Here is a 15,990-nt window from a genome sequence, read left to right on the forward strand (position 1 = left end):
TCGCCTTGACAGTGAAACGGGAGAAAAGGGCTAAGCCACTTGAACGAAAGGAATTAGACAGCTGCGCTCACAGTGGCGCTTGCCAGAGTTGTCGCGAAGAATGACTCAGCATCTTCGAAACGGCTACGCAGAGCCTGCTCGTAATCAGTATCGACACCATGTACGGCTGACTCAACCGCCACCCTGAAGGCCACCGAAAAGGCGATGGCTGACCACAGGGCAGGCCTGGCATCCATCCGGCCGTCCACCCCAAGCCGGTCCGCCATGACCTCCGCCGCACTGGCCTCCCAGGCATGCTGCCGGAGCGTGTAAGCAGACAGAAGCCTCGGCGTGGTCAGAATCAGATGCATCCTCTGCGAGTTCTCCAAATGAGGGAGCCGCTCCAGGCCCACGAACGCTCGCACGAAGGCCTCCACAGGAGAGACCTCGGAGGGGACTGCCCTCAGCTGCCGATGCATAGCCCCGGCAATGTCATCAATCCAGTCCAGCGCGACATCTTCCTTCGTGGCGAAGTACCGGTAAAAGGTTCGCTCCGAAATGCCCGCCTCCGCCGCGATCTGCGAAATGGCCACCTCATCAAACCCCTCCCTAAGGAAGAGTTCAAAGGAAACAGAGCGAAGCTCATCCCTGATCTGCGTTTGCTGGCGCTCACGCAGACTCATACGCTCCCGGACCATGGATTCCTCGCTTCAGGATGTCAGTATCTGTCATTAAGACAGTACCGCGCTTCTTGCTGCCGTGCTACATCCCATCGTCTGCTGGGGAGCTGTCTTATCCGGTCGGAGCTGGCCTGACCCGACGTAATTCAAGGATCTGACCGTGCGCTGCCGCCAAGGCTGCCTCGAGCTCAGAGATCTTTCGTCGGCTAAAGGAGCGTTCTTGAGCAAGCTTCGACGTGAGGGTCCTGATGATGCTGTTGTTGTCCTCCAATACGCCACCAGGCTCTCGCTGGGCAGAGGCCGGTCGAGATGCAGGCAATGGTTCTTTCGTGCAAGTCCATGATTCTCTCGCGCAGCTCGGCTGTGAGGTAGAGGAAGTCCTTTGATACTCCGGCCTCAACAGAGACCGTCTGAAAGCTGATTGGACGGGCTTTCAGTAATTCTCGTAGGCCTTTCTCGGCCTCCAAGACTGCCTGCTCACGTTTGGACTGTGCCGCCCGGCGCAGATTCTCCCCATTTTCCTCTGCTCACTTAGCCGAACCCTGGCCGGGTGCACGTTCAATGTCGGAACCAACTCTGGCAGCCGCGCCCGCTCCCCCGACGGGGCAGTCTGATAGGAGGCCCTCGTCCACAGGCTCGCCAGCGAGGGCCGGACCCCATTAGAGATCCTCGGTCACCGCGTCCTCGATCCGAACCCCGGCGTCGCCGGCACCCCGGAGCAGGTCGCCGACATGCCTCAGGAGGGATGAATGCAAGCGTCACCGACGGCTTCTCGATCCTCATTGACGACCTGCACGACGGGTAAAATGACCTCGTCGACCTGGTCGTGCCGATCCTGCGTCGCCGTGGTCTTCGACCCGACGGGTACCAGGGATCGACCTTACGCGACCACTTCGGTTCGCCGAACAGCTCGGACCTGATCCCTGCCTGACCGACAGTGAGCGAGCGTCATGATCCGAAGTGCGTCCAGCGTCCGTGAACGAAGCTACGTTCTACCCGCCGGTCAGCAGCGCCAAGCCTTCTTCTAGAAAGCAAGGTTTCGTGAACCGCAGCTGGTTGCTTCAACGCCAACAGGCGACGTTGGTTGTAAGACAGAGGCACACCCCAACATGACGTCAGGAAACGCTGAAAAGACCGTCAGAATAGGTGCGAAAGCCGGTTTCTGCACACGCCGGGATAACAGTCTTAGATCCAAACCTGACTGCCGTCCTTATTGCTGAGCATGTGTCGGCGGGTGCCTGGCAATTGTGCAACAGCTTGTTGCGCAATTATCCAGAGGCCGTCTGGACCATTGAGAATTCGAGCCGCACGGGCTCCGCCTGCCCGAGCCTTGCGTGTCCTCAAATCCGCGACTTAGTGCCACAAGCTCGGGCACCTTCAGCGGTCCGTCCCACCCTCCACACGCCCAGCGTCGATATCGGTGCCTCAGTTATCGCTTGCCTCCCCACCTGCCCATCACGATCAACTCCTCACACCTCTGGCATCCAAGGTCTTGACCGTGAGGACGCGTCGCGGCTCGTCATGTCGAGACGGATTGCCACACCGATGAACATCCGTGACCGACAAGAGCTGCGAAGAGTGTAGAACCGGTTTTATGCCGTCCCGGAGGGACCAGCGCTTCTGTTCCGTGCGCTGCGGCAACAGAAGACGGGATCGTCGACGGCGGCGCCGGCAAGGTGCAGATGAAGTGGCTGGCGCCGGCGGCGCCCTAATTGCGCCTCCCGGTGATGAGCTCCGAAATGCGGACCCTGGCATGGACATCAAAGCTAGGATCTGCCGGCGTCGTGTCGAGATTCTGGTGTCGAAACTGCGCTCACAGTCATACGAAATTGACCGGCTCGAGGCCGAAAATTCCGAACTACGCCAGAGCAACAATGTCCTGCAGGGGGAAGTAGGCCGCCTCAAACGTGCACAAAGAACCAATGTGCAGGACCTCGCCCACGTCGCTGCATGGCTGGTTTCGCTGACCAATGCAAAGGGCGTCGCCCTCGACTCCACGACGCTGGACATTCTCAATCGCCGGGGATGGAATCCGAGTAAGCGCCGGTCCTCATCGTCACGGCTATGACCATGTCAATCGCCCGGCTGTCCGCGCAGTCAGGTCTTCGCTACCTGTTCAAGACCACGATGATGGACGACCTCACCACAACTCCCCCGGACGCGACCACCTACTACGTAAAGGCCGGGACGCCTCAAGGCCGCTGGATAGGCAGCGGACTCCAAGGCATCAACAGAAGCAGCGGTGACGTCATCACCGAGTCCGACGCTAAGGCCGTCTTCGATATAGCTATGCATCCGGACACGGGCGCGGCGCTGGGCCGCCCGCACGGCCATCCCATTGCCGTCGAAAACAAGAGCGGTTCGCCCACGGTGAGGAGACACGCCGTCGTAGGTTTCGACCTGACCTTCAGCGTGCCAAAGTCCGTATCGGTCCTCTGGGCACTCAGCCCTCGCAGCCTGCAAGACCACATTCTCCGCACTCACCACCAAGCAGTTGAAGCAACCCTGACCTGGTTGGAAGAGCAAGTCATCCACACCAGAGCCGGCCGAAACGGCGTCGCTCACGTCGGCACAAGAGGCGCAATCGCAGCCGCCTTCGACCATTGGGAATCGCGCACCGGCGATCCACAACTGCACACTCACATAGTCATCGCCAACCGCGTCCGGCGCATCAATGACGGCGCCTGGGTGACCCTCGACTCCCGCACCCTCTACAAGGCCGCCGTCGCTGCCAGCGAACACTACAACGGACTCCTCTTCGACGCCCTCCACGAACAACTTGGAACCGACACGGACATCCGCATCCCAGTCATCAGTACTCACAACCCTAGCCAGCAGCTCACCGGAATCGACGAAGACCTCATCCGGGAGTTCTCCAAGCGCTCACGCCTCATTAACCTGGAAACGGACCGATTGGTTGCGGAGTGGACAAAGGAACATGGCCAGCCGCCAAGCACGGCCACAATCATCAAGCTTCGGCAGCAAGCTACCCTGACCACACGCGTCCCCAAGGCCGAACTCCCCACGCCCCTGCACCGGCTCTCAAGACAATGGAAGGCACGCGCCACCGCCAAAGGATTCCAGCCAGAGGACGTCATCGCGGCAACGGTCAATCGCTCCAAGATTTCCCCTTTCGGTTTCCAAGACTTCACCCCAGACTGGATCAGCGCCGTCGCAACCGTGAGCCGTGAGCGCGTCGCCCAGAAACGCTCAACATGGAACCGCTGGAACCTCCTGGCGGAAGCCGAACGCGTCTGCGCCCAAGTACGCTGCCGGCCCGCGGCCGACAGGAGCGCGCTGATGGACGCCGTCGCCACCGCTGCCGAGCAGCAGTCCGTGCCGCTAAACGACTACCGATACACCGTTTCTTCCGACGCCCGAGCAGACCTCCGGCTGGGAACGCGGAGCGTGTTCGACTTCCACGGATCACGCCTCTACACCGATACGTCGACGCTCGCCTGCGAGGACGCGATTATGGCGGCAAGGAACGACGACGGCGGCCCGGCAGTCCGCGCGGACGTCATCATGGACCTCCTCGACCAGGTCCAACAACCTGGAAGGCGTGCGCTTCACTCTGACCAGCGGGCCGCGGTTGCCGACGTGATCCTAACCGGTAACAGGCTCGCCGCCATCGTGGGGCCAGCCGGCACGGGAAAGACAACGACGCTAGCGGTCGTCAAGGCTGTGTGGGAAGCCGAGTACGGCACGGGCAGCGTTGTCGGGCTGGCTCCTGCGGCCGCAAGTGCGGAGGTGCTGGGCCGTGAACTTGCCATGGCCACTGAGAACGTCAGCAAATGGCTGCACGAATCCGCCGGGCAGGGCGCAAGTTCGAGGGCCGAGCGATTCTTCTACGTCCAGACGCAACTGACCGCAACTAACGTCGGCGAGCGCCGGAGCATCGCGTTAGCGCAGGAGGCTGTGCGCCTTGCCGCCACCCAGCAACGATGGTGCTTCCAAGCGAATCAATTGGTCATTATTGACGAGGCTTCCATGGTTTCCACGTTCCAACTCGCGGCGCTCGTACGCCAGGCGCAGGAAGCCAGCGCCAAGATTCTGCTCGTGGGTGATCCTGGACAGCTGGACGCCATCGATGCCGGCGGCGTTCTTGGCTGGCTGGACCGGCAGGGAAAGGCAACACGGCTCAGCACCATCTGGAGGTTCCATGAGGAGTGGGAACGGGCGTCATCGCTCAAGCTCCGGAAGGGCGACTACTCATCCATTAATGACTATGCAGCACATGGGCGAATCCGGCACGGAACCTACCTGAATATGGCTGACCAGGCGTACCTCGCCTGGCTGGCAGATACTCGGACGGGTAAGTCGTCGATCCTCATTGCTGCCGACAACGAAACGGTCAGCATGCTTAATGAGCGCGCCCAAGCGGACCGGGTGGCACAAGGGGAAGTGGACCCAGAGCTGACGATGCTGCTCAGCGACGGCCTATGCGCAGGTTTCGGTGACACGGTGATCGCCCGCGGAAACGACCGAAAGCTCGTCGACAGCCACGGTGAGTTCGTCCGGAATGGCACGCTGTTCGACGTCGAAGCCATCAGCCAGCGTCATGACTCCCTGCTTGCGCGCCGTCGCGACACCGGCGCCAGCGTCGCACTCCCCCAGTCGTATCTTGAGTCGTCCGTCGAGCTCGGCTACGCGACCACGGCTCACCGTTCCCAAGGCATCACGGTGGACACCGGCCATACGGTCGTCACTCAGGGCAGGCTCACCCGCGAGCTGCTGTACGTCAGCATGACCCGCGGTCGGTCCGGCAACTTCGCGTATGTCAGCGAAGGTGACGACGCCGACCATGCTGCTGTCGACCCATCCCTGCAGCTCTCGTGGCGGGGGATCCTTGGCGAGGTACTCGCGGCTGAAGGTGCGGAGCGGACTGCCCACGAGGTGCGCGACGCGGAGCGAAGGAACGCCGACAGCCTTGAGCGACTCTACGCAGAGTATGACTACCTCGCGCAGATCGCCGCAGGGCTGGATCTGAAACAGTGGCTGGACGAGAACCTCCCGGGCGCATCGTTCGCATTCGAACAATCGCCGTCATGGGGCGCAGCCGTAGCTGCATGGCGCAAAGCCACAACTATTAGCCGGCAGGACACCGAACGTGTCCTCCAGCAGGTCTGCCAGGAAACCAGTAGCGCCAATGATCGCTGCGCCGTCCTCAGCACGCGTTTGCGTCGATTACCTAGGGGAACGACGGCGGCTGTGGAACCCTTGGTTGAAAAGCTCACCATTTCCCGTCCCGACTTAGCGGAGATGGTTGAGCAGGTCAGGGCACGTATTATCCGAAGATCGGAAACCGTCAGCATGGCGGCTCTGACAACCGATCCTGAGTGGAAACGTTCTTTGCTCGATGCCTTCGGAGGCTCCGCCCGCGCCGAAACGTGGCAGCTGGTTCGTGACGTTGCCGTTTACCGGGACAGGTGGGCATTGCCCGATTCTCCCCTGCCCTTGGGGTTAGCACCCTCGGACTTCGAGTGGGAACAAGCGGCTCAGCGAGCACGTCTAAGCGAAGCAATCGAAGTCGTTCGATTCAGATCTACGCCACCCGAATCAGGAACCGGTCACAAGGAATTGTCCTTGCCGCAGCAGGTCGTCCTTACGAGTGCTGGCTGGCAGTTCTAAGCTGGGAAGTGAGGCAAGACGATGGTCGAAAATCCGGTGGTCAAACCGCGAGTCGCGACAGTCGCGTTGGTATTGACCAGCGTGGGCGTCTTGATTCTCCTCGTCCTGTTCCTAGCTATCGTTCCCGCCACAAGTCTTCCGCCTTCGGTATCTTTGCCCCTGGTGGCTGTTTGGCTCGCAGCCGGACTATTGCTGGGCTGGCAATGGTGGAAGCGGATCACTCGGTCCCGTGAATGGCAGGCTTTGTCCGCCGCCCGCTGGAGGGCGTTCAACACCACCAAGCAGTCGAGCGGCACGACGACAGAAGTGACGCTCCTCAGTGTCGATGCCGTGCAGCCAACCGGTTCGTGGGTGACCATCCTGTGGAACCGTTTCGAACATGTGCAACCAGCCTGGCTTGAAGCGCTGCCGGAGCCGGTATGGCCAGGATCCATCCTGCTCCTCGCACCCGACCCAGCTCAGATAATGCCCGGCGTCCCTTGGCCAGAGACGTACTTCATCCGCGCCGCTGACTGCTTGGCGTGGGCACCCGCCCAAGGGTGGCGCACTTAGGCTCCACCCATTGCCGCAAGGCCCATCCGATCCAAGCATTCGAACACATGTTCTAATATGGCTTCATGATCAAATCCGGCTCCCCCGAAGATCTGGAGCGAATGATGATTCGCATGGACACTGAGGCGAATCGGCCGATCGATGATCCTGCGCCGCTGAGGGATTTCCCCAAGCATGGTCGGCCACTTGTGTTCGTGGGTGGAATTTACGGCAAGGCCGTGGGCTGGACGCAAAAGTACGGCCTCATAGAGTGGCTGGATCCTTCCGGGAAGTACCATATGGGCTGGGCGCATTCCTCGAGCATCCGGCGCGTCCAGCCCGGAGACTGGAAGGGCAGCAGTGCGCTTTAGTTGGCCGCCCTTCCGGCGATTTTCGAGTAACCATCGGATAGCGCACCGCGCGTCGACGAAGCCGTCGGCGTCTAATCGTACCTAGGGTCGTGGGCATGGAAAGGGACCCATCTGGGGAGCTGAAAGGGCAGACTTCGATCAACGACCTGCTCGACGAGCCGGTTGGCGCCGCGCCGGTCCAGCTCGCGCTGCCGATCCTGGTGCAGGTGAAGCCTGGACAGTTTCTTCGTTTGTCTTAGTACTGCGGCCACAGGTTCTTGGTTGAGGCGCCCCGTGCCGGGTTGGCGCGTAATCAGACCACCGCCGTCGTTAACGCCGAGTCTTTAGCCATCGGAAGCGTCTGAGCGCCGGGAAACATGCACAAAGAGACGGCCTGGTCCAGTCGAGGATCAGGCCGTCCTACATCCAGCAGCAAACAGCTACATGCTCATGTCAGCTCGCGCCGGCCCGCCTAAAGGGGGCACGGCCACCGGCCCTTTCGTAGCGATGCTGTAGGCGGGCTGCGCCACTTCCGGCGTCACTTGCAGCCCGGCGTCAAATCCAGCCTCCGCACCGGCGGCCGCGCGCGGCGAGCGCTGGTAGGCCGCCGTGCCGAACCGAAGGTCGGGACCAATGGTTTCGGCAACAATCCGGCGGGCTTCCCGCTTCTCGCCATCCTTTTCGAACGCGCGGAATTCCAGTTCACCCGACACCGTGACAGGGTCCCCCTTTTTCAGGGAGTTTGAGGCATTTTCTGCGAGTGCTCGGAACGCAGAGACATTGTGAAAGACAGGTTCGCCGTCGTGCCAGTTTCCGTCGGCGCCTTGGATGCGCTGGTTTACAGCGACTCGTAGCTTTGCGTGGGCGACACCGGACTCACCATAGGTGAGCTCAGGGTCCGCGACGAGGTTACCGGTGATGTTGACCGGGATTTTTGTACTCATGTGTGCTGACCTTTCATTTGCAGACGGGCCTCTCCCGTCCAACACCTCTTGGATCGCTTACGGACCCGATATTTCCAGGCCACGAGATGGCCCGCGTGGTGGCTGCGGGCCAACGTACGGATCCTGGCCTTGCGCTCGCGGTGAGACGTCGACGGGGACTTTGCCCCCAAGACCAGGAGGGTCCGTGACTTCGAGAATGTCCTTGCTTGTCGCTGTGACGCGCCCCAAGACTGACTTCGCAATGTCGACTCGCGAAGCAGGCTGTTTCGGGGAACTGCCCCGCGCCCCTGCCGATTGTTCCGCTTCAATGACTGCGTCAGCCCAGCCCGAAAGGTAGCTTGCCGATTGCGGCCCGCGGTCAATCCCATGGGCCTTCAGCACCGTGTATGCGACTGACTCCGCCTCGACTTCAGCAAGGCCGCGGTGGTCCACGCTGCTCCCGTACAGCCTTCCAACTTTGTCGTCGGGCCCGTGAAGCAAAACATGGCCGAGCTCATGCGCCAGCACGGCGACACGTTCCTCCGCGTTGAGCCAGCCGCCCACCTGCACTTGCCGCTGAGAGAAGTCGGTGAAACCGCTCGTCAGGCCAAACTGCGCCTCCGTGACGTGGATCGAGAAGCCGTGCGCTCGAGCAACCTGAGTCAGTGGCTCCCACAGCTGGGGCGCATCCGCGGACGAAGCCGGACCGGGCTTGGGAACCAGCAACGGAGTGCCTTCAGTTTGCGAGACGTCAAAGACTGCTTGCCCGCGCCAACCCGTGATGAGGGTCTTCTTCCCCTCGTCGACTGCGCCCTTGGGAAGCTTGTTGCCCAAGGGAATGCGCTGGTGTGTGCCATCAGGCAAGAGCATCTGCTGCACACGGGCGGTCCGAGGCGCAATGACCCAAAGTGCATGCTCGCCCCGAAGCACAGTGCGTCCGTGGCGTTCCCATTCCTTGTACCCGGCGACGAGCGTCGGCTCATCCGTTCCCCGCTGCGCCATCTGCATCATCAGCAAGGCGACGTTGCCGCCCGAGTACCGCCACAAATTGGCTGATGCATCGAGCAAGACCTGCCAATGAGAGGGTGACTCGACAGCCTCCTCCAGGATCGAGTGTAGGCCGTCCATCAGTGAGGCGATCCGCTCCTCGGGCGCCATGCGGCGAGCGCCTTGCCCGGCTTCTGGGGAACGCGAGTCGGGCAGGTTGGTGGGAGGAACTTCAGGTATAGCGGCCACGACAGCCACCCTTCATGCTTCTTGGATCGCAGCGTTGCTGCACAGACACCCGTTCATGGTTGAGCGCCGCAGGAGCGGCATGACTTAGAAGTCGGCGACCAGTTGATGGGTTGCCTTGCGCCATTCAACGAAGGCAGGATCGTCGTTCGCCAGGATTCGGGGCGCGGGCTCCTTGTGCGCCTGCAGCCCCACGCATCCGGCAGTCCTGGCGTGCATCCGTAGGCGTTCGACGGCGTGCGGGAGCCTCTCGTGAAATGCCAGCGGACCAAAGCCCGGATCGTCCTGTGTATAGGAGGCGAGCTCCGCGCGGTGCAGCGCGTACAACTCAGCCACAATCTCAGGGTGGCGCCACCAACAGTCGGGAATGACCGACGTCGTCAGTTGGTAAGTAGCCACAAGCCATCGCACCCAAGCGAATAGGGCACCCCAGACTTCTTGCGACTGTTCGGGTGTCATCTCCCGCCACCGGCGCGTCACACTCTTGTGGGAGGCAGCTCCACCAAAGGCAGACCGAAATAGCTGCGCGGTGATTTCATCGTCCCCAAAAGAGCTGGCGGACGGGATGTCGAACTCGTCGGTCTCGTCATGACTCCGCATCGGGCGCCCCTTCCGCCTTCTGCTGACGCTCCCTGTGCCCGTCGGCCAAGACGCGCTCCATCTCCGCTTTCAGGCGGCGCAACTCCCCGGCGTCCTTTCGCTTATGCCACTCCAGCAGGTCCAGCAGGATGGGCCGGGTGCGCCGGCCCAGCATGAGAGCGGTCCCGGCAGGCAGGCGACGGATCTCGTCCAAGGCAATTACCGGGCTTTCCCGAATCTGCTCTCCGTCCTGCCTGCCAGCGGACGACCAGGATCGCGTGGTCAGGGTGAGGCTCCGCTCCCCCAGCAACCCGGCAAGCGAGCGCAGGTCGCGTTCGTCGGACCCGCCTCCGAATATGACCTTGATGATGGCCGAGTCCCAGATGGTCGATGCCTCTTCGATGGACCAACCTGAACGGGCCTGGGACAAGGATTGCAACACGACAAGCGTCGAGATTCCGATGCCGCCGCCGTCGGACAACGCCACAGGCAGCCCGGGCCACGGGGCAAGGTTGGCGATCTCGTCCAGGATCAGGGAAAGCGGCGGCTCCAGCCGGCCGCCGGGTGACACGAGCGCCATCTCCCGGGCGGCATTGTCGATGTCATCGATCAGCGCCGAAAGGTACGGCCCGGCAGCAGCGGCCCCGGCTCGAGTGCCTATGAGATACAGAGTCCCCCGCTCCCGGATGAAGGCTTTCGGATCGAACTCCTCCGAGGCGTCCTGCGGATTCAGCGCGGCCAGCACCTTGGGCGATGACAGGGGTGCCACCGCCGCCGAAACACCAATCCAGGAGTTCGACGTATTCCGCGGGTCGTCCTCCAGGATCCCCATCAGGTCGGCCTGCCACCCGAGTGCAGCTGCGGGCGCGCCCAGCACCTCGAGCGCTTCCCGTGCCAGTACCGGGCTGGAGGACCAGCGCCGGAATGCCGCAACTCCTTCGCCGCACAGCGCCGCAGCGTGAAGAAGGCATTGCAGCACGATCAACGAACGCTTCTGCCAGGCCGCGTTCTCGCCCTTCATCTCGGTGTCCGCCGTAATGACTAACGCCCGCCGGGTCGCGATGTCCGGGTCTTCGCATCCGCGCACCGGCGACCAGCGAAGCGACGTCGGAATTCCCGACATACCCTGTGGGTCGAAGACCGTCACGGGCCGCCCACCAGAGGCCCGCGCCTTCATGGTCACCACCAGGTTGTCCGCCCTCGTCGACGTCGTGACGACGGCCCCCGGCGCATCAAGGATGGCGTTGATGACCACGTACAAGCCCTTGCCGGACCGCGGCGCACCCTGAATCACCATCGACTCCTCTGTGGAGACATGGACGGTGACGCCGCGGGATCGGCCCAGCGTCCAAGACACGTCCTGCACAGAGGGGTTCACCACCCCCGGCCGCGTGAACCTTCCCCGCTTCCGCACGGCCCTCGCCCCGAAGTCGTGGAGGATTTCTGCCCGGCGGGCAACGCCGTCGCGGTTCAGGATGTCCTGGCGCAGCCACCCTCCTGATTGCTTCCAGCGCCGCCAGGTAACAACGGCGCCAATGGCGAGCCCGCCCACCAGAAGGAGCACCGGGGCGAGCACCCACCAAACGGCGTCTGTGCCGATCACACAGCCGGATCGCGGCGAGACTATCCACTCCATGCGGTTGGCCAGAAGTCCGACAGCGGCGCCCGGATTGAAGGGCGACGGCGGCGTCGGGCCGCAGCGCCACGACGCCGCCAGGTGCCCAGCAGCTTGAACGACAGCACAAAGACAAACATAGGCCGCCGCCCCCATCAGGCCTGCGGTCACCAGAGGATTATCGCTTGCAGCCCTTGAGCTGCCCGGCCGCCTCACAGCATCCTGTCATCGGTGCCGAAGACGGCGAGCTCGTCAGTGGTCACGCGGTTGGCAACGATGAAGGAGCGGTTCCCCACTTTCCAGAGCCCCACACCCTTCGGAAAGTTCTCAACGTGCTCGCACTCGGCTTCAGTCAGGCCAAGCGCTTCCTTGGTCAGTCGCATCGCATCGTGCTTCTGGCGGTAAATGATCCGGGTGTCCGCCTCGGTCAGCAGACCCAGCGCCTTCTGACGGTGGCCACTGGCGCTGTCGCCGATCTCGTTGAGGTCTGCCACCTTGTGCATGATCAACAGGTTCGCAATCCCGTACGTTCGGGCGAGCCGCCACTGCTCGCTCATCTTCGCCAACATGTATGGATCGGCGAGCATCCGCCACCCCTCGTCGTACACGACAAGCCGTTTCCCGCCGTCGGGATTTGTGATAGCCGCTTCCAACCAGGTGGCCCCACAGGCCGCCGCCAGCGACAGGGCCTGTTCCGAGGCGCCAATCAAGGCGGACGTGTCCATCACCATCATGGGCGCGTCAGCGTCGAAGGCCACCGTGGACGGCGCATCGAACATCCCTTCAAGATCGCCGGACACCGTGCGCCGGAGCGAGTGGCTGACTGCGGTCCCGCCCTCTGCGCCTACTAAGGCGATCATCTCCTTTGATGGCTTCAGGAGATGGTCCAGCACCATGGGCAAGGTGGGGTTCGAGTTTTCCAACATGGTTTCCATCAGGGCAATGTCCAAAGCCGTGTGCTCCACCGGGCGCAGCGGCGTGCCCTGCCGCATGAGGGAGACCAGCGCCACGAGGAGATAGCGACGGCGTTGCCTCACTACTGCTTGCCACTGCGCCTCAGTGAGGGCGCTGGGGCGCGGACCGGCGTCGAGCGGATTGACGCGTGCGGGACGGCCGGGGCCAACGGAGATGACCTTTCCTCCCACAGCCTTGGCTACAGAGACCCACTCACCTTTGGGGTCGGAAGCAACGGCCGCCTTTCGCCCCAGGGTGATCGACCGTGTCACCAACGACTTGCCGCACATGGATTTGCCGGTGCCAACAGTTCCGATAACGACAATGGACGGGCCGCTGATGATGCCCTTGTCGTAGAGGATCCAAGGGTCGTAGGAGAAGGCGCCGGATCCGAAGACGTCGGTGCCGATGTAAGTTCCTTCGTGGCCAAGGCCGGACTCGGTGAGGAAGGGATAGGCAGCGGCGAAGGTCATGGTGGAGGCGCGGTGCGGTGCAGGACGGAGCCGGTGTGGCCCGCGCAGGGAGTTCGGCGCCTTGCTGCCCCAGTCGCCGCCGATGTGCAGGTCGCCAAGATCGAGGCGTTTGTCGGCGAGCGCCGCGTTGGTCCCGGTGGCCGCGGATGGCGAGGGCCGCCGTCGTGCTTTCTCTTCCCTCCGCGTCTGCCCGGACGGAAGGTACTCGAAGCTCGTCGTTGCCCGTTTCACCGCAAGCCCCTTCCGAACGGCAGTCCGCCGGCGACGAACGCCGCCCATTGCTGACCGTAGAGAAGGCGCAGCTCGACGAAGGCCCCTGCGGCAGCGGACTCCAGTTCCTGGCGGTGCCGGGCGAGGTCCTCCATTGAGGTCGCGGTGACGGTGATGTAGGCGGCCGGCCGCACGTCACCGTGGCCGGCGACGATCTCTTCCTCCCGCTGGATCACTTCTTCCTCCTCGGCCTTTTGCTCGCGGGTGAGTGGCCTGTCAAAACGGGCGTTTATGCGGCGGCGAGTCTCATGCGCCTCTTGCGCAGAGCGGATATCGCGCAGCGCCTCGGCCGTGGGCACGGCCCGGATGACTTCCGTGAAGGTGTGGCGGAACTCGCCGACGTAGATCAGGGGATGCAGGAAGCCCGGGAAGACTTTCTGCCGTGGCCATTCGGCGACCCAGAAGGTCTGGTGGAACCCGCTGTCGGTGCGCAGATAGGTCCAGTGTTCTTCGACGGCCATGGGGCCGTGGCAGTGGACGTGGTCTGTCTCCGTATGTGCTGGAATGTTTGACGGCGGGGCTGCCGCCAGTGCGGTTTTGGCTGAGGGCACAGCAGCGGGGTCGAAGGCACCACGAATGACGCCAAGCAATCTTGGTTCACCGACCCACTCCTCCACGTTCACGTTGTGAGTGGCAAGCGACGTCTTCATCGCCTCAACTTCCAGGCGGAGGACGCGTTCCAGGCCGGTCAACCCACCGCCCGACTCCTTGATCCGGCGTCGGGACTTGCTCGTGTCCAGGACAATCGCGACCAGAAGTTCATGGCTCATGGTCGACCCGGCCGCGCCCAGCAAGTCCTCATAGGCGCGTTGTCCCCAAGTCGGCTTCGCGCTTGGAGACTGTTGCGCGTTGTTGCGGTAGAAGTCCCAGAGCGCGGATGACGGGTACGGCACGGTGTAGTCCTGAACGGCGACCCTGGCCACTCCGGGCCGTTGTGCCATACCGGCCTGCACACGCGACCATGCTTGGATAGACCACGCCTTGTCGTCCGAGTCGAGGAGGGCAAAGGACCGGGTACTGCAACGCAGGACGGCGACCGCTTCTCTCCCCTGCCGGTCAACGATGAAGCATTCACCTCTGGCCGTTGTCCGGATTTCCAGGTTGCCGAGGCCGCCGGGGAGGGCGAGCCGTCCGGCCAGTTGGGGCGCTGCCGGCCTAACGAGGAAACGCGTCTGTCCCGCCGCTGCGCGGTAGAAGTAAAGGGCGATCTGTTTTGCCCAGACTGGATAAGGGATGCGGGAGTACTGGAGGAGCCCGAGCAGCATGAGCCCAAGCCATATGGGGCCGGAGGTGAACAGGCCAGCTGGGCCGCTGGTCGCAGATGCAACGATGGCGACTGCGCCTCCCCCGGCCACGATCAGCAGCTGGTACCACTTGAGCCCGAGGAAGAACCCCCGGCGCTCGTACCTTGGGAATTTGACGGCCTCGAGGGCGCGTGCGTCTTCAGACATGCGGATTGCCTCCATTCGGAGGATCGATTTTTGGTGGGTGCGGTTTCGGCCGGACCCGTGATGGGCCCGGCGCGCTCGCGGTTGGATTCACTCGCGATTCGGCTTCTCCCGATGGCGCTTTCCGAGCAGGTGCTGGGGCTGCGCCTGTGTGTCTCTGCGGGGCCGGGGGTACGAAGCCAGGCGGCTCCGGTTCGTGCAGCGCGTGGTCCGTCGTAGAGGTTCCCGGGTTTAGGGCCAGCGGACCTTCGCCGGCGCCTTTGCCTGCTCGGGAATCGGTAGGCGCCAACGCTTGCGTCGGGATGACGTTGCGGCTGGAACTGATCGGCCGGGTCATGGCCGAGCGACTCACCATGCTCGCGAGTGTGAGCCTTCCGCCGAACTGCCTGCTGATCTGTCGCGCTGCAACGCTGCTGCTGCGGGAGAGGATGTGACCCCCTCCAGCAGTTTGAGCCGCTGCTGCCAGTTCCCCTCCAGCGAAGCTCACCAGGCGCATGGCCATCAAGGGTGCGCCACAGGCAAGTACCATGCCTACAGTTCCCGCTGCCAGCCCTGCGAATGATTTGGATTCCGCGAAAAGCTTCACGGCGACGGCCAACACGGTTCCGGCCAAGGGTTTGGCGATCACCAAAGCAGTAACCACTTCACACCACCGTCGCGCCCAGGACTTGGTCTTGTCCCAAGGCAACAACATGAGGGCGACCGGAGCGACTGCGGCCAACACAACGAGGGCGAAGGAGCGAAAGATCATCGAGCACATCAGAATGAAGGCCAGGATCCAAACGACAACAACGGCCATCAAAGTCACCACGACTGCACCTACGGGACCACCGGTTGTCCCGGGCGCCAAAGAAACCAAGTTCCACTCCCTCCCTGCTCCTTCGGGCGCCCGCTCAAATCCAAAGAGCCTCATGAACACCAGGTAGGGGTCAGAACCTATCGATTCGAGCAGAGCTGCGGAAGCTTGATCGCTGGCGCGGGTCAGTTGACGGACTATGTAGACGGCCGCGCCAACCAAGGGAATTGCGGCCGCTCCCCCGACCATCGCCCGGCCGATGCGTCTCGGTTGCTGACTCATCAGTCCCGACAGGACTTGCAGGATCATCACAACAACAAGCGGCGTCATCATGACAATCGACCACCAGTTCGTCAGCCCTTCGATGGAGAGCCACTGTGAGTCGTCCACGTTAGAGATAGTGAAAGCGCCAGTGATGAAGGCCCATAACCATGAGGCCATGTTTTGTAGGATGTTCGCGAAGAGTGACGTGACGGCGCCGAGGGCGTTATCGTTCGCCTGTGAAACCAGTCCGCAGCCCGGCGGCCA

Annotated in this window: 13 protein-coding genes; 5 read left to right on the forward strand and 8 right to left on the reverse strand. The window is 62.7% G+C overall.

Going from position 1 to position 15,990, the window contains the following annotated elements:
• Window positions 1–53 precede the first annotated feature (53 nt).
• The gene (locus ACR65J_RS14730; RefSeq protein WP_440170307.1) at window positions 54–662 is read right to left on the reverse strand and encodes a TetR family transcriptional regulator; all 609 of its coding nucleotides are present in this window, start codon (window positions 660–662) and stop codon (window positions 54–56) included.
• 1,750 nt (window positions 663–2,412) lie between these two features.
• Here ACR65J_RS14730 and ACR65J_RS14735 point away from each other — a divergent pair.
• From ACR65J_RS14735 to ACR65J_RS14755, 5 genes are all read left to right on the forward strand, one after another.
• Complete coding sequence (locus ACR65J_RS14735; RefSeq protein WP_440170309.1) at window positions 2,413–2,727, forward strand: nucleoside triphosphate pyrophosphohydrolase family protein; 315 nt, start codon at window positions 2,413–2,415, stop codon at window positions 2,725–2,727.
• Complete coding sequence (gene mobF / locus ACR65J_RS14740; protein WP_440170312.1) at window positions 2,724–6,290, forward strand: MobF family relaxase; 3,567 nt, start codon at window positions 2,724–2,726, stop codon at window positions 6,288–6,290. Before ACR65J_RS14735 ends, mobF begins: the two co-directional genes overlap by 4 nt.
• Before the next feature lie 21 nt (window positions 6,291–6,311).
• On the forward strand, window positions 6,312–6,842 hold the full coding sequence (locus ACR65J_RS14745; protein WP_440170315.1) for a hypothetical protein: 531 nt from the start codon (window positions 6,312–6,314) through the stop codon (window positions 6,840–6,842).
• A 65-nt stretch (window positions 6,843–6,907) separates the two neighbouring features.
• Window positions 6,908–7,192, forward strand: a complete 285-nt coding sequence (locus tag ACR65J_RS14750; RefSeq protein WP_440170317.1) for a hypothetical protein — start codon at window positions 6,908–6,910, stop codon at window positions 7,190–7,192.
• Window positions 7,193–7,287: 95 nt separating this feature from the next.
• Entirely contained in the window at window positions 7,288–7,431 is a 144-nt protein-coding gene (locus ACR65J_RS14755; protein WP_440170320.1) for a hypothetical protein, read from the forward strand.
• A 180-nt stretch (window positions 7,432–7,611) separates the two neighbouring features.
• Here ACR65J_RS14755 and ACR65J_RS14760 read toward each other — a convergent pair whose 3' ends face one another.
• From ACR65J_RS14760 to ACR65J_RS14790, 7 genes are all read right to left on the reverse strand, one after another.
• Complete coding sequence (locus ACR65J_RS14760) at window positions 7,612–8,115, reverse strand: single-stranded DNA-binding protein (RefSeq protein WP_440170323.1); 504 nt, start codon at window positions 8,113–8,115, stop codon at window positions 7,612–7,614.
• Window positions 8,116–8,172: 57 nt separating this feature from the next.
• Window positions 8,173–9,252, reverse strand: coding sequence for an ArdC-like ssDNA-binding domain-containing protein (locus tag ACR65J_RS14765; RefSeq protein WP_440170325.1), 1,080 nt, complete (start codon window positions 9,250–9,252; stop codon window positions 8,173–8,175).
• Window positions 9,253–9,414: 162 nt separating this feature from the next.
• Window positions 9,415–9,663 carry a hypothetical protein gene (locus ACR65J_RS14770; RefSeq protein WP_440170328.1) on the reverse strand — a complete coding sequence of 83 codons (249 nt, stop codon included), beginning with the start codon at window positions 9,661–9,663 and terminating at the stop codon, window positions 9,415–9,417.
• A 250-nt stretch (window positions 9,664–9,913) separates the two neighbouring features.
• The gene (locus ACR65J_RS14775) at window positions 9,914–11,692 is read right to left on the reverse strand and encodes a type IV secretory system conjugative DNA transfer family protein (protein ID WP_440170330.1); all 1,779 of its coding nucleotides are present in this window, start codon (window positions 11,690–11,692) and stop codon (window positions 9,914–9,916) included.
• 41 nt (window positions 11,693–11,733) lie between these two features.
• Entirely contained in the window at window positions 11,734–13,179 is a 1,446-nt protein-coding gene (locus tag ACR65J_RS14780; protein WP_440170333.1) for a putative type IV secretion/conjugal transfer ATPase, read from the reverse strand.
• On the reverse strand, window positions 13,176–14,669 hold the full coding sequence (locus ACR65J_RS14785; RefSeq protein ID WP_440170335.1) for an SCO6880 family protein: 1,494 nt from the start codon (window positions 14,667–14,669) through the stop codon (window positions 13,176–13,178). The genes ACR65J_RS14780 and ACR65J_RS14785 overlap by 4 nt, the downstream gene beginning before the upstream one ends.
• On the reverse strand, window positions 14,662–15,852 hold the full coding sequence (locus tag ACR65J_RS14790; RefSeq protein WP_440170338.1) for a type IV secretion system protein: 1,191 nt from the start codon (window positions 15,850–15,852) through the stop codon (window positions 14,662–14,664). Before ACR65J_RS14790 ends, ACR65J_RS14785 begins: the two co-directional genes overlap by 8 nt.
• Window positions 15,853–15,990 lie beyond the last annotated feature (138 nt).

The sequence above is a fragment of the Arthrobacter sp. SAFR-044 genome, from assembly GCF_059414985.1.